This is a genomic window from Rhizobium sp. RCC_161_2, assembly GCF_041355235.1.
GTDB lineage: Bacteria > Pseudomonadota > Alphaproteobacteria > Rhizobiales > Rhizobiaceae > Rhizobium.
Genome location: NZ_JBFUPL010000005.1, coordinates 390,246 through 405,458, shown reverse-complemented (window position 1 = coordinate 405,458; position 15,213 = coordinate 390,246). Strand labels below are relative to the sequence as shown.

The 15,213-nt window shown below is 61.9% G+C and carries 16 protein-coding genes and 1 tRNA gene; 10 read left to right on the top strand and 7 right to left on the bottom strand.

Annotation, left to right across the window (positions count from 1 at the left end; translation table 11 throughout):
- Positions 1 to 31: 31 nt before the first annotated feature.
- The 3 genes from AB6803_RS16480 to AB6803_RS16470 all read right to left on the bottom strand — a co-directional run bounded on the left by AB6803_RS16480 (position 32) and on the right by AB6803_RS16470 (position 2,584).
- Positions 32 to 910 carry a helix-turn-helix domain-containing protein gene (locus AB6803_RS16480; protein ID WP_371109880.1) on the bottom strand — a complete coding sequence of 293 codons (879 nt, stop codon included), beginning with the start codon at positions 908 to 910 and terminating at the stop codon, positions 32 to 34.
- 145 nt (positions 911 to 1,055) lie between these two features.
- Complete coding sequence (locus AB6803_RS16475) at positions 1,056 to 1,517, bottom strand: N-acetyltransferase family protein (protein ID WP_371109879.1); 462 nt, start codon at positions 1,515 to 1,517, stop codon at positions 1,056 to 1,058.
- A 176-nt stretch (positions 1,518 to 1,693) separates the two neighbouring features.
- Entirely contained in the window at positions 1,694 to 2,584 is an 891-nt protein-coding gene (locus tag AB6803_RS16470; RefSeq protein WP_371109959.1) for a LysR family transcriptional regulator, read from the bottom strand.
- 98 nt (positions 2,585 to 2,682) lie between these two features.
- Between AB6803_RS16470 and AB6803_RS16465 the strand changes: the two genes are divergently transcribed.
- A complete protein-coding gene (locus tag AB6803_RS16465; protein WP_371109878.1) occupies positions 2,683 to 3,432 on the top strand; it encodes a sulfite exporter TauE/SafE family protein in 750 nt (249 codons plus the stop codon).
- A gap of 19 nt (positions 3,433 to 3,451) precedes the next feature.
- Here AB6803_RS16465 and AB6803_RS16460 read toward each other — a convergent pair whose 3' ends face one another.
- Positions 3,452 to 4,747: an MFS transporter gene (locus tag AB6803_RS16460; RefSeq protein ID WP_371109877.1), complete on the bottom strand. Its 1,296-nt coding sequence runs from the start codon at positions 4,745 to 4,747 to the stop codon at positions 3,452 to 3,454.
- A 95-nt stretch (positions 4,748 to 4,842) separates the two neighbouring features.
- Here AB6803_RS16460 and AB6803_RS16455 point away from each other — a divergent pair, with 95 nt between their 5' ends.
- On the top strand, positions 4,843 to 5,301 hold the full coding sequence (locus tag AB6803_RS16455; RefSeq protein WP_371109876.1) for a winged helix-turn-helix transcriptional regulator: 459 nt from the start codon (positions 4,843 to 4,845) through the stop codon (positions 5,299 to 5,301).
- Positions 5,302 to 5,387: 86 nt separating this feature from the next.
- Here the strand turns inward: AB6803_RS16455 and AB6803_RS16450 are convergent, their stop codons facing one another.
- On the bottom strand, positions 5,388 to 6,494 hold the full coding sequence (locus AB6803_RS16450; RefSeq protein WP_371109875.1) for an aldo/keto reductase: 1,107 nt from the start codon (positions 6,492 to 6,494) through the stop codon (positions 5,388 to 5,390).
- Between the two features lie 136 nt (positions 6,495 to 6,630).
- Here AB6803_RS16450 and AB6803_RS16445 point away from each other — a divergent pair, with 136 nt between their 5' ends.
- The gene (locus AB6803_RS16445) at positions 6,631 to 7,542 is read left to right on the top strand and encodes a LysR family transcriptional regulator (RefSeq protein ID WP_371109874.1); all 912 of its coding nucleotides are present in this window, start codon (positions 6,631 to 6,633) and stop codon (positions 7,540 to 7,542) included.
- A 481-nt stretch (positions 7,543 to 8,023) separates the two neighbouring features.
- Here AB6803_RS16445 and AB6803_RS16440 read toward each other — a convergent pair whose 3' ends face one another.
- Positions 8,024 to 8,926 carry an AraC family transcriptional regulator gene (locus tag AB6803_RS16440; protein ID WP_174059784.1) on the bottom strand — a complete coding sequence of 301 codons (903 nt, stop codon included), beginning with the start codon at positions 8,924 to 8,926 and terminating at the stop codon, positions 8,024 to 8,026.
- A gap of 173 nt (positions 8,927 to 9,099) precedes the next feature.
- On the opposite strand from AB6803_RS16440, the gene AB6803_RS16435 reads away from it, so the two are divergent.
- The 4 genes from AB6803_RS16435 to AB6803_RS16420 all read left to right on the top strand — a co-directional run bounded on the left by AB6803_RS16435 (position 9,100) and on the right by AB6803_RS16420 (position 11,550).
- Positions 9,100 to 9,858, top strand: coding sequence for an SDR family NAD(P)-dependent oxidoreductase (locus AB6803_RS16435; RefSeq protein WP_174059771.1), 759 nt, complete (start codon positions 9,100 to 9,102; stop codon positions 9,856 to 9,858).
- Between the two features lie 29 nt (positions 9,859 to 9,887).
- Entirely contained in the window at positions 9,888 to 10,562 is a 675-nt protein-coding gene (locus tag AB6803_RS16430) for a glutathione S-transferase family protein (RefSeq protein ID WP_371109873.1), read from the top strand.
- Between the two features lie 26 nt (positions 10,563 to 10,588).
- Entirely contained in the window at positions 10,589 to 11,185 is a 597-nt protein-coding gene (locus tag AB6803_RS16425; protein ID WP_371109872.1) for an isochorismatase family cysteine hydrolase, read from the top strand.
- A 65-nt stretch (positions 11,186 to 11,250) separates the two neighbouring features.
- Positions 11,251 to 11,550, top strand: coding sequence for a putative quinol monooxygenase (locus AB6803_RS16420; protein WP_371109871.1), 300 nt, complete (start codon positions 11,251 to 11,253; stop codon positions 11,548 to 11,550).
- 96 nt (positions 11,551 to 11,646) lie between these two features.
- Here AB6803_RS16420 and AB6803_RS16415 read toward each other — a convergent pair.
- Positions 11,647 to 11,736: transfer RNA gene (locus AB6803_RS16415), tRNA-Ser, on the bottom strand.
- 233 nt (positions 11,737 to 11,969) lie between these two features.
- Here AB6803_RS16415 and AB6803_RS16410 point away from each other — a divergent pair.
- From AB6803_RS16410 to AB6803_RS16400, 3 genes are all read left to right on the top strand, one after another.
- Positions 11,970 to 12,287, top strand: coding sequence for a hypothetical protein (locus tag AB6803_RS16410; RefSeq protein WP_371109870.1), 318 nt, complete (start codon positions 11,970 to 11,972; stop codon positions 12,285 to 12,287).
- A gap of 338 nt (positions 12,288 to 12,625) precedes the next feature.
- Entirely contained in the window at positions 12,626 to 13,621 is a 996-nt protein-coding gene (locus tag AB6803_RS16405; RefSeq protein ID WP_371109869.1) for a BMP family protein, read from the top strand.
- Between the two features lie 80 nt (positions 13,622 to 13,701).
- Positions 13,702 to 15,213 (top strand): ABC transporter ATP-binding protein, encoded by a 1,512-nt coding sequence (locus AB6803_RS16400; protein ID WP_371109868.1) that lies wholly within the window; start codon positions 13,702 to 13,704, stop codon positions 15,211 to 15,213.

Below are 15,213 nucleotides of genomic sequence, written 5' to 3'. Positions count from 1 at the left end.
GACGAATTGCGAGATCGGATGAAAATCGAAATTACTGACGCGTGCGGGCTATCATGCCGGGCGTGATGCCGAGGATACGCCGCATCCAGTGCGCCATATGGCTCTGATGGGTAAAACCCGTCTCGAGCGCTACCTGGCTCAACGGCATGTCTTCGTACAGAAGCATCAGCCTGGCGCGTTCTACCCGGCGCGTCAGCACATACCGGTGCATGGGCATGCCGAATGTGGCCCGAAATAATGGCTTCAGATGGGATAGGCTGAGCCCGGAGACCGCAGCCAGGTCGGCAAGCGACAGGGATTGATCGATATGGTCTTCGATGAAGTCCACGAGACGACGCCTTTGCAGGGCGCTGAGCGACCTCACCGTTGCGGGTTTCTCCCCTCCAGACTGGTTCCCGTTTTCCACCAGGCGGATCGCAAGCGCCAAGGCGAGCGTCTCGGCATAGAGCCTGTCGGAAGGTACGCTTGCCTCGAGTTCCGTCTTGATCGCCCAGGCGATCGACTCGATCCGGGCGTCGCGAAGCTGAAACTTCGGAGCGAGGGAAACCGTTTCCGGATTGCGTCCCATTGCCGTGGCCGCAGTGCTGAGGAGCTCGGGTCCGATGCTCAATCGCAAAATGGTGCAATCGGCATCATCCTCCCACCAGCCTTCCAACCCTGCCGGCACGACGTCGATGTCGCCATGTTTCTGAATGCGGCGAGAGTGCCGCCCGTCGCACTGGCAATGCGCACTCACGGCGCGTCCGAAATGAATGCCGAGCCGGTGCGATGGCAAACCGGGAACATAGGTGCGACCGGCGCGGATGTGCAGCAATTCCGCATCCAAGCTAGCCCAGCCAAGATGTCGGCTCGAAAGGAGGAGGTTTGCCGCATTGTTCTTCGGGAGGCTGGTGTTACCGAATTGATCCATGAATTCGCCCTTTCATAGAGGACGTCGTTGATGTGCGCCGATCATACACCTTTGTCGATCGGGTTCGAGATCGGGCGCCGGAAGTCCGTCCGGATGACTTTAGCCTCTCAGGAAATCGGAGGGGCTGGCGGCAGTGGCGTCTCGATCAGAAAAGCTTGCGATAGACGACGAATCCGGAGCGCTCGGCCACCTGGTCGTAAAGCTTCATCGCCGTGAGGTTGGTTTCATGCGTCTGCCAATAGACGCGGGCAGCGCCAGCCTCGCCCGCCCGCTCGTAGACTTCGCCTATCAGAGCCTTGCCCACGCCTTTTCCCCGTGCGGCCTCGAGCGTGAACAGGTCCTGCAGGTAGCAGCTCGGTTCGATCGCGGTGGTGCTGCGATGGAAAAGGTAATGCGTGAGGCCGACAAGCTGCCCCTCGCTTTCGGCGACAAGAGCATGCATCGGCTCGTAAGCGTCGAAGAAGCGTGCCCAGGTCATCTGCGTGATCTCGGGCGCAAGGGCAGTCGCGCCCGAGCGACCGTAAAACGCGTTGTAGCCTTCCCATAGGAGAAGCCACTGGTCGAAGTCCTTGCGGGTGACTGGGCGGATCATGGGTAAGTTGGACATTCCTGCGCCTTGTCGTTTTGAACGGAGCGATGTGTCCTGACTATTGATCCTTAGCCGGACATTGGCAAGGGACCCGGCTTTAGCCGCGAGGCAGGATGGCCGCGTTGGACAGGGCTGATGTAGTAGGTGCTTGCGCGCCCATCCGTGCGGCGGGCGTTCGAGCAGGAAGGCCTGTCCTAGCGGGCATCGGTCGATGCCAGATGCTCGAAAAGGTCTCGCGCCGGCGCCGTCAATTCTTCCGTGGAGCGGATGCAGACCGACAGCCGGCGCGTCGCCCAGTCATCGGCAAGGCGGATGGCCGTGATTTTGGCGGATCTGCCACCGCGTCGCGCCGCCGTCTCGGGAACGATGCCAAGGCCGACACCCTCCGCCGCCATCTGGCAGATGCTCTCGAAGGTGCGCAGGCGAACCCGTGTCTTCAGCTTGACGCCCATCCTCGCCGCCTGTGCGTCGATGTGATCCTGCAGAGCACCGCCTGAGAGACCGACGAAATGGTGGTGCAGGATATCGGCAAAGGTGACGCGTTTCTGGTCCGCCAGCGCGTGATCGCGGGGCATGACCACCACCAGCCGGTCGATGGCGAAGGGGCGCAGTTCCAGGCCGCTGGTGTCGACCGCATCCGAGAGAATGCCGATCTCCGCCAGCCCGGCCGCGACGGCCTTGGCGATCTCGATGCTCTGCCGCTCCTTGAGTTCGATGTCGATCTGCGGATGCGCCTTCATCCAGGGCGCGAGCCGTTCGGGCAGGAATTCGGTGATCGTGGCGGTGTTTGCCGCCAGCCGAAGTGTGGCGCGTAGGCCGCTGGCATGTTCGCCGAGTTCGCCATGCATCTGTGCCATCTGCCGCTGGATCAGGCGGGCATGGTGCGCCAGTGCCTCGCCGGCCGGCGTCGGCCAGACGCCACGACGACCGCGCTCGAGCAGCCTAACCTCGCCCGTAGTTTCCATGTCGCGCAGGCGCTCGCTGGCGGCCGCCAGGGAAAGTCCGACATCCGCCGCCCCATGGGTGATGCTGCCGGCATCCACCACGGCAAGGAAAAGGCGAAGATCGGTCAGGTCGAAGCGCATAACGGTCAGCATAACAGAGATCCAGCCTTCGGAACAGCCGAAGCCTGGTTGCGGATCATCCGCATTGCGCCCGTCGCCAGATCCCCTATGTCAGCGGCATGATGGATCATTCGCTATTGCTCGTCGTCGCGATCGCCGCGACCTTCTTTGCCGCGGGCATCATCAAGGGCGTGACCGGCATGGGGCTGCCGACGGTCGCCATGGGTGTGCTCGGCGCGCTGATCTCGCCGCTTGCCGCCGCCGGCTTGCTGATCGCCCCATCCTTCGTGACCAATGTCTGGCAGCTCTTCGCCGGCCCGAAATTCGGAGCGCTCCTGCGCAGGCTGTGGCCGATGATGCTGGCGATTGTCGTCGGCACTGTGGTGGGTTCATCGCTGCTGACCAGCGGCGACACTATGCTGACGACGGCAGCACTTGGCGCTGCGCTGGTGATCTATGCCGCCTATACGCTCATTGCCCGCCAGCTCCGCGTGCCGGCGCGGCTGGAGCCGTGGCTGTCGCCTCTTGTCGGTGCAGCGACCGGCATTGTCACGGGCGGTACCGGCGTCTTCGTCATCCCGGCCGTGCCCTATCTTCAGGCGCTTGGTCTTGAAAAAGACGATCTGGTGCAGGCGCTCGGCCTGTCCTTCACCATCTCCACCATGGCGCTTGCGGCCGGGCTTGCCTGGCGCGGCGCTTTCCAGCTCGACAATCTCGCCATGTCGGCGCTGGCGATCCTGCCGGCGCTTGCCGGCATGTGGGCCGGGCAGCTTATTCGCAACCGGGTCAGCCCGGCCACATTTAGACTATGGTTCCTGATCTGCCTGCTTCTTCTTGGTGCCGAAATGCTCGCAAGGCCGTTTCTCTAAACGCGGTATCGGCCCAACATTATGAGAGAGCCCGGGTTGCGTTTGCCGGCATGATCCGCAGCGTCAGTCCCCAGAAAGCGAGGGCGAGGGCGCTGATGCCGGTGCCGAGCAGGCAGACGCCAAGCCAGCCGGCATGGGCATAGGCGAGCGTCGACATGGACGAACCCAGCGCGCTGCCGATGGAGTAGAAGACCATATAGCCCGCCGTCAGCCGGCTCTGCGCGTCGGGCCGCACGCGGTAGATCATCGCCTGGTTGGTCACATGCACGGCCTGAAGGCCGAAGTCGATGACGACAACGCCGATGACCAGCCAGAGGACCGAATGCGGCAGCAGGGAAATCGGCCCCCAGGCCAGCAGCATCAGTGCGAGAGAGATACCCGTGGTGCGCTGCCCCAATCCCCGATCCGTCCACTGTCCGGCCCTGGTCGCGCCCAGCGCTCCGGCCACGCCGGCAAGCCCGAACAGGCCGATTGCCGTGTGCGACAGCGAGAAGGGCGGCGCGCTCAGCGGCAGGACGAGCGGTGTCAGCAGTGTCGTGATATTGGCGAAGATCAGCATGCAGATGATGCCGCGAATAAGAAGGGCGGGCTCGGTGATGAGCAGCCCGAATAGCGAGCCGATCAGGCGCGGATAGGACATTGTCGCCGGGCGCGCTTCCTGCCGGGGCAGGGCCTTCCAGAGCAGCGCGACGATGACGAGCGTCGCTGCCGCCGAAGCGAGATAGACCGTCCGCCAGCCCGAGAGATCGGTGAGCGTGCCGGCGACGGTGCGGGCAAGCAGAATGCCGAGCACGATCCCGCTGGTGACGACCCCGACGATATGGCCGCGTTCGGCTGGTGGGGCGAGGCTCGCCGCATAGGCGACAAAGGCTTGCGTCACCACCGCCAGCAGCCCCATGACCGCCATCGCCACCAGCAACATGTTTCCGCTGGAGGCGAAGCCGATGGCGACGAGTGCCGCGACGGAAAGCAGCGATTGCGCGATTACCAGCCGGCGCCGGTCGATAAGGTCGCCGATCGGAACCAGCAGGATCAGCCCCAATCCATAGCCGACCTGGGTTGCCCCGACGATCAGCCCTGCATGAGCGCGAGACAGGCCGAGATCGTCGGCCATAACGTCAAGCATCGGATGCGCGAAATAGGCATTGGCCACCGCCAGCCCGCTCGCCACCGCGAAAAGCAGCATGATCGCGCGCGGCAGCGGCGGTGTTTTGCGCGGCTCTTCGCGGCTGGGCGCCCTCTGCTCCGTCTTGTCGGAGATTATTTTCGTCTTGGCAACATCGGCGTCCAGCACCGCATCATCATCGGATCGCATCCTGGCTCCTCCATTGATTTGGTTTTATAATGAAACCATTTGATCAATAGTAGATCGGTTTTATAATGCAACTATTATCTGTCGAAGGAAGACGCATGGTCGGGCGAAAGAGCCTCAGCGGAAATTACTGCCCAAGTGCGCGATCGCTGGATGTGATCGGCGACTGGTGGTCGCTGCTTATCGTCCGCGACGCCTTCGACGGGCTGACGCGCTTCGGCGAATTCCATAGGAGTCTCGGCATCGCCAAAAATATCCTGGCCCAGCGGCTGCGCACGCTGGTCGAGCGCGGTATTCTCACATCGGTTCCAGCCCTTAATGGCGGCGCGCATCAGGAATATCACCTGACCGACATGGGCCGGGATCTCTTCCCGGTCATGGTGGCGCTGAGGCAATGGGGAGAGCGCTATCTCTTCGAGCCGGGCGAGCCGCATTCGAAGCTCGTCGAACGCGATACCGGCCGGCCCATCCGCCTTGATGTCCGAACGGATGACGGCAACGCGATCACCGCCGACAAGGCGCTCATTCTCAAGGTGCCCGTCACGGACGAGGATTGACAGGTCAATCCGCCAGCCGACTTTTGGCTCTGACGTATTCTTATTCGTCGGCTTCCGTGCGCGCTTATGAAGTCCACAAAAGCCCGTCAGCTCACGCCCGCAAAGCTTCCCGACAGTGTCAGGTCGGGAAAATAGCCCTCCGGCTTGTATCCGACCGTCTTCCCGCCTGTCAGACCTCCCTGGATTTCCGACCCGAAGAAGGAATAGGGGAATGTCGGCGGCGGGACGCTCACCTCGTCGAGGCGGCGGCGCAGTTCGGGCGGGATCTCGAACTCCACGGCTGCGAGATTGTCCTTGAGCTGGTCCAGCCTGGTGGCGCCGAGAATGACCGAGGCGACGCCCGGCTGCGTCATCACCCAGTTCACGGCCACCTGCGCCATGCTGCGGCCAAGCGCGGCTGACACTTTTTCGAGCTCGGCGACGATCGCCCAGTTCCGCTCGGTGAATTTCTGGAAGCCGGGATTGCTTGTGCCGCGTACCGTCTCAAGCCGTCCACTGACCTGCTCGCTGGAATCGGACCGGTATTTTCCGCTCAAAAAACCGCTTGCCAACGGGCTCCACACCATGATGCCGGTACCATAGCGGGTGCCGAAGGGGATGAATTCCTGCTCGATATTGCGCTCCGCCAGCGAGTATTCCATCTGCAGCGTCGAAACTGGTTCATAGCCCCGGTGCTCGGCCACGGCCTGCGCGCGGCTGGCATACCATGCCGGCACGTCCGAAAGGCCGCCGTGCCGCACTTTCCCGGAGCGGACGAGATCGTCGAGCGTGCGCATGACCTCTTCGGGCGGCGTCAGCCGGTCCCAGCAATGCAGCAAATAGAGGTCGATATGATCGGTGTTCAGCCGCTTCAGCGAACCCTCAACCGCGCGCAAAATGTTCTTGCGGCCATTGCCGGCCGTGTTCGGATTGTTGCCGGCGATATTCATGCTGAACTTGGTCGCGATCACGGCCTCGTCACGTAGGCCGCGCTCAGTGATGAATTCGCCCAGCCACGCTTCCGATGTCCCGCCCGTATAGGCGTCGGCCGTGTCGAAGAAATTGCCCCCAGCCTCGACATAGGCGTCGAACATGGCGCGCGCCGTGTCCTTATCCGCGCCCCAGCCCCATTCCGTGCCGAACGTCATGGTGCCGAGCGCAAGCTGCGGCACCTTCAGGCCGCTATTGCCGAGTGTGTAATAGGTCATGCCCATGGGTTTGATCCTCGCTTATTGATCTTGTGCGCTTGGCAGGTTCTCCTGCGTCGCAGTTCGTCATGGTAGGATGCGCAGAAAGCGTCTATTCGATAAGATCGTTTATTCCGCATGCGGTATGCGATATGATGCATGAATGGATCGTGATCTGCTTGCCCATTTGCCGGTTATCGTTGCCGTGGCGCGACGCGGTGGCTTTGCCGCCGCTGCCGCCGAACTCGGCATGAGCCCATCGGCGGTCAGCCATGCCGTGCGGCTGGTGGAGGAGCGGCTGGGACAGCCGCTATTTGCACGCACGACCCGCAGCGTTGCGCTGACGGATGCGGGCAAGAGCCTGATCGGGACGCTGGCTCCGGCCCTGCAGGATATTCACGAGCGAATGGAGCGCATCCGGGCGGTCAAGGGACGGCCCAGCGGCCTGCTCCGGATCAATGCCGCGAGGATCAGCCTGCCGCTTGCAGTCACCCCAATCGTCGCCGCGATGGCGGAGCGCTATCCCGATGTCGAGGTTGAGATATTCTCCGATGAGCGTCTGACCGATATCGTCTCCGAAGGCTTCGATGCCGGCATCCGCATCGGCGAGATGATCGCGCAGGACATGGTGGCGGTGCGGCTGACGCCGCCGTTCCGCTCCATCGTGGTTGCATCGCCGGGCTATATCGGCAGCCACGGTCGCCCGATGAATCTCACGGATCTTTCGCAGCACAATTGCATCGGTTACCGGCTCATTCGCTCCGGCGGGCTCTACCAGTGGGACCTAGTGCAGGACGGCCGGGATGTCGCCGTGGCGGTACGAGGTTCGGCGATCGTCACGGAATCGCACTCGGCCGTCGAACTGGCACTTGCCGGGGTCGGCCTCGCCTATGTGTTCGAACCTCTGGTAAAGGCCGATATCGCCGCCGGCAGGCTTATTCAGGTGCTGGATCCCTACGCCGTCACCGAAGACGGTCTCTTCCTCTATTTTCCGCGCCGCGCCGAACTGGCGCCGAAGCTCAGGGCTTTTATCGATACCGCGCGGAACGTCGGCCACGCTATCAGCGAATCTTAGACATGGCCCGAGCACAGGCTGTCTGATGTTGGTCTCAGGAAATAAATAGCCGTAGAGATGGCGGGCCGCGCCCGACGAAGATGAGCACTACGAGATCGTCATAACCCTTTGATGATCATGCAGATACTCCGTACCTTGCGGCTATCGCGGGGCTTTGGCGGCATTTGGGTAGCTATCGGCGGCCATTTCGGACCATTGCGCGGCATTTTCGTTCGCCCACTGATTGCCCTTATGCAGTCGCTCCACGCGGCGGTTTTTGGATCTGGCCACCATTTTTGGAAGGGATTTGTGCGTTCGCTGCTATGCAGGTCGGGATGTGTCCGCCCGACCGCAGTTATCTTGGCAGGGGAATGACGTTGCGCCTCCCGCTGCCCCGAGAGGATGGTGAACTGGGAAGTCCCGCGCCACGGCTCGCCATTTCGCGATGACCGCCGGCTCCGTTGAACATTCTGGAGCCAACAGCATGGAAGCTGACGGCCGCCTAATTGATCATTTGATTGTCGATCGACTGCCTGAGCCTGCGAACGTCGCGGACGGGCGGAGCCCCGAATTGCCGCAGATATTCGCGGCTGAACTGAGAGGCGCTTTCATAGCCGACCGCATAGGCGACATCGGAGGCACTATGGTCGCCGGCGAGCAGCAACTGGCGCGCCTCCTGAAGGCGTATCTGCTTCTGATACTGGATCGGGCTCAATCCAGTCAGCGCGACGAAGTGGCGATGCAGGCTGGCTCGGCTCATGCCAGCAGCTTCGCACAGAGCCTCGATCCGCAGCCGCGTATTACCGCGGTCGCGAATCCATTCGACCGCGCGGCGGATGCCGCCGATCGCGCCTTCCGGGCGGGCGATGTGGCGCAACAGTCGCCCCTGCGGGCCCTGCAGGAGACGATAAAGCAATTCGCGTTCCGCCATCGGCGCGAGCGCCGGGATGTCCGCCGGCGTGTCGAGCAACGCCAGCAGTCGCAGCAGCGTGTCGCGCAACGGCGGCGTCATCGGATTGATCGCGATACCGCTGCCTGGAGATTCTGCGTCGCGCACTGCCGGCATCGTCGATGCGACGTCGGCGAGAAGTGCCGGATCGAGGACCAGCGAAACCGACACATAAGGACTGCCGTTGTCAGCGTCATGGATCTGGCCGCTCAAAGGCAAATCGAGTGCACTGACCAGATACTGAGACGCGTCGTAGCGCAGCAGGTCGTCGTGGATGACTACCTCTTTTGATCCCTGCAGAATGAAGCAGATCATCGAGCGGTAGAGACACGGTGACGTTCCCGAGGTTGCCTGTCCTCCTACGCCGATTTCCAAGCGTGGGATCGGCGTCAGGGTCATTCCGGTCCGCCCGTGGCGGAGCGCGATATCGCGAAGGGGATTTAGGTTGTCAGTCATGACGAGGAGTATGACATCAATTTTCACGCATGCAAAGACCCTGAGACAATTAGGCAAGCAATTGAGAGCATTAGGCGGGGTGTCGGACACAGCGATCGCCTATTTGACTGGCAGCGAACGCGACGCCTCAGCGGCGTGCCGTCCGGAAAATCCAAATCACAAGGAACGTAGCCATGTCTCAGAAGATCGCACTCATTACCGGCGCCAGCCGCGGCCTCGGTCGCAGCATGGCGCTGCACCTCGCCCGTCGCGGCGTCGGCATCGTGGGCACCTATCGCCAGGGCGCGGCGGAAGCCGATGCGCTGGTAAGCGAGATCGAGGCGCTGGGCGGCACAGCGGCGATGCTCGCGCTCGACGTCACCAAGGTGGCGAGCTTTCCGGCCTTCGCCGCATCCTTCGCCGAGACGCTCCGGAGCCGCTTCGGCAGCGACCGGTTCGACTATCTGGTCAACAACGCAGGTGCGGTCGTCCACGTGCAGGTCGCTGACGCCAGCGAGGAACAGTTCGATATGATGATCGACATGCACCTGCGCGGACCGGTGTTCCTGACGCAGGCATTGCTACCGGTTCTCGCCGATGGCGGACGCATCCTCAACGTCTCGTCGGGCTTCACGCGCACGTCGATGGCCAGCTTCGGCCTTTATGCGGCGGCCAAGGCGGGGCTCGAGACGCTGACCCGGTTCATGGCGCTGGAACTCGGCGCGCGGCAGATCCGCGTCAACGCCATCGCGCCCGGCGCCATCGCCACCGATTTCGGCGGTGGCCGGGTCCGCGATGATGAACAGGCTCATGCCTTCGTCGCGAGCAAGATCGCGCTAGGCCGCGTCGGCGAGCCCGACGATATCGGTGGCGCGGTCGCGGCAATCCTGTCCGACGATTTCGGCTGGGCCAACGGCACGACGTTCGACGTGTCGGGCGGCCAGTCGCTCTGATCTCTGTTCCAGCACATCGAGACACCATCATGACCGAGCAAAACCTCACTCTCGTCAGCCACCCGCTGTGCCCATTCGTCCAGCGTGCCGCGATCGTCCTCCTCGAAAAGGGGGTGGCGTTCGACCGGGTCAACGTCGATCTATTGGCCAAGCCCGACTGGTTCCTGGCCTTGTCGCCGACCGGCAAGGTGCCGGTGCTGAAGGTGCGCCAGCTGAACGGTGAGGAGGCGATCCTCTTCGAAAGCGTGGTTATCTGCGAATATCTGAACGAGACGCAGGGTGGCGCGGCGATGTACCCCGACGATGCATTGCTGCGTGCACGGCATCGCGCCTGGATCGAATTCGCCACCCAGACCTTTACGGAGGGCTGGCAGTTCCTCCACGCCAAGGACATGGCGACCGCCGACGCCAAGCGGGCCGCCTTCCGTGATCGGCTGAGCAAGATCGAGGCCGAACTGGGCGACGGCCCGTATTTCGCCGGGGCGGACTTTGGTCTGGTCGATGCGGTCTACGCACCGCTGTTTCGCTATTTCGGGATCATCGATCCGGAAGTGGCGGACCCGATCTTTGCTGGCCTGCCACGTGTGACGGCGTGGCGCGCGGCACTTGCCGAGCGATCCAGCGTCAAGAACGCCGTGATCGACAACTATCCCGACCTGTTTCGCGACCACCTGCGCCAGCAAGGCGCGATGATCGCGGCTTAACAACCAGAATTCCAAGGAGTGATATCATGACCGACCCATCCAATAGCGCGATGATCCTGATCGAATATGTCAACGATTGGCTCTCCCCGACTGGCGGCATTTATCCGGTGTTTCAGGACCGGGAGCAGGTCGACATCGCGATCGCCAATTCGAAGATCATCCTCGAAGAGGCCCGCCGTCGCGGCCTGCACGTGATCCACGCAGCGCTGAAGTTCGAGCCGACCTTCAAGGTGCTGGGCGAGGCCAAGTACGGCCTGCGCAAGATGACGCGCGACCATGGCGCGTTCCTGGGCGAGCAGGCCGATTTCTTCCCCGGCTTCGAGCCGGCGGAAGGCGAGCATGTCGTTCGCGAGCGCGCCGGCGGCAGCAGCGTCTTCGTCGGAACCACGCTCGACGGCTACCTGCGCAACAATGGCATCTTCGACATCTACCTCGCCGGCTTCTCGCTGCGCCAGTGCGTCGAGTCTTCGATGCGCAACGCGCACGACCTCGGCTACAATACCAACGTCATCTACGACGCGTCGGCCGGCTATACCCGCAAGCAACAGGACGACTTCGTGGCCGAGATCGCACCCTTCTACGCCAACGCTATCACCACGCAGGAATTCGTGGCGAAGGCATAATCCGTCGCTGGACCCGGCCCGGTTATGGGCCGGGCTTCCGTCGGCTATAGATGCGGGGTGATACCATGATCGGGATGATGGTCGAACTCACAATCGCGCCGGGTAGCGCCGACGCATTCGAACGCGCCTTCGCCGTTCAGGCCGCGGGCGTGCGCGCCAATGAACCGGGTAACCGCCTGTACGAATTGTTCAAGTCGCGCACTCTTGCCGACAGCTATACGCTGATCGAAATCTACGAGGACGAGGCCGCACTCGCGGCGCACCGGACATCGTCGCACAGGGCGGCCAATCGACCGCTGACCGCGCGATTCCTCGCCGCACCAACTGTCATGCACGTGTTCACGGCTGTGCCGTACGCCCTGTGACCGACCGACGGTCGGGTTATAGCGTGCTCACGGCGGTACGCTACGGCGCACGGTGATCGGCGGCAATATCGGGCTATGGAGGGCAACCGGCGGGGATGGCGGACAAGGTGGGATTCGAACCCACGGTACGCTTTCACGCACACACGCGTTCCAGGCGTGCGCCTTAAACCACTCGGCCACCTGTCCATCTGCACTTTCGCATCCGATGAAGGAGCTATTGTGGGAACGGCGCGATATATACCGATGAATTTTCTGGGATCAACCCAAATCTGACAGTTTTTTGACTTCTTGGCAGAAAACTACACACTTCTCCTCCATTGCACTTGTCTCATTCTCAACTTATCTAAGGAGAAGGACGGAAAAAGAATGCAACCGGCCAAGTGTGTACGGCCGAGAATATTGAGTATCGGGAGGAGTTCATGCGTTTCCTGTTGCGTTTCGCGAGCCTTGTCGCGCTGGTCGTTGCCGTGGTTGCGGGAACAATCGACTCCATCCAGTCGGTCGCCGCCTCTGCCGTGGTCATGACGCCGATGGGGGATGCCTGGAAGGATGTCAGCCCGTCTTCGCTTGCCACCGTCCAGTCGCTGATCTCCTATTATATTCATCCGCGTCTCTATGACCTCGCCATGCAATGGCTGTTGTTCCAGCCGGCTTTCGCGGTCTTCCTGGTACTCTCGCTGCTTCTGTGGATGGTTGCCTATAAGAGGCCGCCGGTGGCGGGCCGTTTCAGCGTCTAGGTGCGCTGGCGATCTCCTTAAAAAACTGTGCCGGCTATGCAATTTGGCGGCACCCGAAGGAAGATCTGTGAGGCTGTTATTGCCCTCCATCGCCGCTTGGTTGGCTAATAAAATCGCAGTCCGAGAGTGAAATTGTTCAAAAATCAGCCCCTTTGAGCGGGTTTTTGGCAATTCCCACAAATCTTTACCAACTGAAAAATTTCTGGTGAATTTTTCGTGCAGCCATGCAAGGATGCGCGCCAGCTTGGCCTCGGGGGAGGCCGGCGGTTCCGCAGACATGTCCGGTCAACGGGCTTGCGGGAGGACCCAACAAGATAGAAACAACAGGGCTGCAACTCATGAAAAAATCCCTTTTGACGCTTTTCGCCTTGGCTGCCATGTCGGCAACGGCGCTTGCGGCCGACATCAAGCCGGCGATCGTCTACGGCACCGGCGGCAAGTTCGACAAATCCTTCAACGAAGCGGCCTATAGCGGCGCCGAAAAGTTCAAGAAGGAAACCGGCATCGCCTATCGCGACTTCGAGCCGACCGGCGACACCCAGGGCGAACAGGCTCTGCGCAACTTTGCCAGCAAGGGTTTCAACCCGGTCATCGCCGTTTCCTTCGCCTGGACCTCGGCTCTTCAGAAGGTTGCAGCCGAATATCCGAAGACCCAGTTCGTTCTAATCGACGACAGTCTTGATCTGCCGAACGTCCGCTCCGTCAAATTCAAGGAAAATGAGGGCTCGTACCTCGCCGGCGTCATGGCCGCCCTGTCTTCGAAGACCGGCAAGATCGGCTTCGTCGGCGGCATGGACATTCCGCTGATCCGCAAGTTCGAATGTGGCTACGAGCAGGGCGCCCGCGCCGCCAACGCGAAGATCGAAGTCTTCCAGAACATGACCGGCACGACCGGCGCTGCCTGGAACGACCCCGTTCGCGGCGGCGAGCTCACCAAGAACCAGATCGACCAGGGTGCGGACGTCGTCTACGCGGCTGCTGGCGCGACCGGCCTCGGCGTGCTGCAGACGGCTGCCGACAACAAGAAGCTTTCCGTCGGCGTCGATAGCAACCAGAACTACCTGCATCCGGGTTCGGTTCTGACCTCCGTCGTCAAGCGCGTCGACCTCGCCGTCTATAACGCCTTCACCGACGCCAAGGCCGGCAAGTTCACGCCCGGCACGCAGGAACTCGGCCTCAAGGAAGAGGGCGTCGGCGTCGCCATGGACGACAACAACAAGCCGCTCGTCACGCCTGAAATCAAGGCTGCCGTCGACAAGGCGACCGCCGACATTATTTCCGGCACGGTCAAGGTGCACGATTACACAACCGACAACGCCTGCCCGAAGAGCTGATATGAAATTAGGGCGTATGACGGCATCAAAACGTCATACGCCCTTTTCTTATCCGGAATTCTGATTTCTGGAGCCGTGTAGTGAGCCAATTGCCTGCCATCGAACTTGTGGGCATCGACAAGAAGTTCGGTGCCGTCCATGCCAATAAAGACATCAACCTGACCGTTTCCAAGGGCTCGATCCACGGGATCATCGGTGAGAACGGTGCCGGGAAGTCGACTCTGATGTCGATCATCTACGGCTTCTATCAGGCCGACAGCGGCGAGATCCGCATCAACGGCAATTCCATCGCCATCCGGGACAGTCAGGCGGCTATCGCTGCCGGCATCGGCATGGTGCACCAGCATTTCATGCTGGTCGATAATTTCTCCGTGCTGGAAAACGTCATGCTTGGTGCCGAAGGCGGAGCCCTTCTGGCCAAGGGCGTTGCTGCGGCTCGCGCCGAGCTCGGCAGGCTGGAGACGGATTACGGCCTGGACGTCGATCCCGACGCCTTGATCGAAGAGCTTCCCGTCGGCCAGCAGCAACGCGTCGAAATCCTGAAGGCCATGTATCGCGGCGCCGAGATCCTCATTCTCGATGAGCCGACCGGCGTCTTGACGCCGGCCGAAGCCGACAATCTGTTCCGGATCCTGCGCGTGCTGCGCGACCAGGGCAAGACGATCCTCCTCATCACCCATAAGCTGCGCGAGATTATGGCGATCACCGATACGGTGTCGGTCATGCGCCGCGGCGAGATGGTCGCCACCCGCAAGACGGCCGAGACCACCGTCGAAGAGTTGGCCGAGCTGATGGTTGGCCGCCGCGTGCTGCTGCGCGTCGAAAAAGGCACCGCCCATCCAGGCGATGTCCTGCTCTCCGTGCGCAATCTGACCGTCAAGGATGGCCGTGGCGTCACCATGGTCGACAATGTCTCCTTCGACGTGCGCGCCGGCGAGATCGTCGGCATTGCCGGCGTTGCCGGCAACGGCCAGTCGGAACTGCTGGAAGCGATTGCCGGTATCCGCAAGCCGACTTCTGGAGAGATCTGTCTCTATGGCAAGCCGATCGGCACCGCCGACCCGGCGGCCCTGCGCGCCCTTGGCCTCGCCCATATCCCGGAAGACCGCCACCACATGGGTCTTGTCCTCAAGTTCGAGGAATATGAGAATTCGATGCTCGGCTATCACCGTGACGTCAAATATGGCAGGGCCGGCATGCTCGACCTCGACGCCATGCGCAAGGATGCCATGGAGAAGATCGAGAAATACGATATTCGCCCGCCGAACGCCCGGCTGAAAACTGCCAATTTCTCCGGCGGCAACCAGCAGAAGATCGTCGTCGCCCGCGAAATCGAGCGCGACCCGAAGGCCCTGCTGATCGGCCAGCCGACGCGCGGCGTCGATATCGGCGCCATCGAATTCATTCATCGCCGCATCATCGAGATGCGTGACGCTGGCAAGGCGATCCTGCTGGTCTCGGTGGAGCTGGATGAGATCCGGGCGCTGTCGGACCGCATCCTCGTCATGTTTGCCGGCCATGTCGTCGGCGAAAAAACGGCTGACGCCGGTGAACAGACACTCGGCCTGATGATGGCCGGAATTGCCGCGTGA

Bases quoted from the DNA above. Each gene is read 5' to 3' on its own strand.
- AB6803_RS16480 (WP_371109880.1), bottom strand. From the start codon at position 910: ATGGATCAATTCGGTAACACCAGCCTCCCGAAGAACAATGCGGCAAAC.
- AB6803_RS16475 (WP_371109879.1), bottom strand. From the start codon at position 1,517: ATGTCCAACTTACCCATGATCCGCCCAGTCACCCGCAAGGACTTCGAC.
- AB6803_RS16470 (WP_371109959.1), bottom strand. From the start codon at position 2,584: ATGCGCTTCGACCTGACCGATCTTCGCCTTTTCCTTGCCGTGGTGGAT.
- AB6803_RS16465 (WP_371109878.1), top strand. From the start codon at position 2,683: ATGATGGATCATTCGCTATTGCTCGTCGTCGCGATCGCCGCGACCTTC.
- AB6803_RS16460 (WP_371109877.1), bottom strand. From the start codon at position 4,747: ATGCGATCCGATGATGATGCGGTGCTGGACGCCGATGTTGCCAAGACG.
- AB6803_RS16455 (WP_371109876.1), top strand. From the start codon at position 4,843: ATGGTCGGGCGAAAGAGCCTCAGCGGAAATTACTGCCCAAGTGCGCGA.
- AB6803_RS16450 (WP_371109875.1), bottom strand. From the start codon at position 6,494: ATGGGCATGACCTATTACACACTCGGCAATAGCGGCCTGAAGGTGCCG.
- AB6803_RS16445 (WP_371109874.1), top strand. From the start codon at position 6,631: ATGGATCGTGATCTGCTTGCCCATTTGCCGGTTATCGTTGCCGTGGCG.
- AB6803_RS16440 (WP_174059784.1), bottom strand. From the start codon at position 8,926: ATGACTGACAACCTAAATCCCCTTCGCGATATCGCGCTCCGCCACGGG.
- AB6803_RS16435 (WP_174059771.1), top strand. From the start codon at position 9,100: ATGTCTCAGAAGATCGCACTCATTACCGGCGCCAGCCGCGGCCTCGGT.
- AB6803_RS16430 (WP_371109873.1), top strand. From the start codon at position 9,888: ATGACCGAGCAAAACCTCACTCTCGTCAGCCACCCGCTGTGCCCATTC.
- AB6803_RS16425 (WP_371109872.1), top strand. From the start codon at position 10,589: ATGACCGACCCATCCAATAGCGCGATGATCCTGATCGAATATGTCAAC.
- AB6803_RS16420 (WP_371109871.1), top strand. From the start codon at position 11,251: ATGATCGGGATGATGGTCGAACTCACAATCGCGCCGGGTAGCGCCGAC.
- AB6803_RS16410 (WP_371109870.1), top strand. From the start codon at position 11,970: ATGCGTTTCCTGTTGCGTTTCGCGAGCCTTGTCGCGCTGGTCGTTGCC.
- AB6803_RS16405 (WP_371109869.1), top strand. From the start codon at position 12,626: ATGAAAAAATCCCTTTTGACGCTTTTCGCCTTGGCTGCCATGTCGGCA.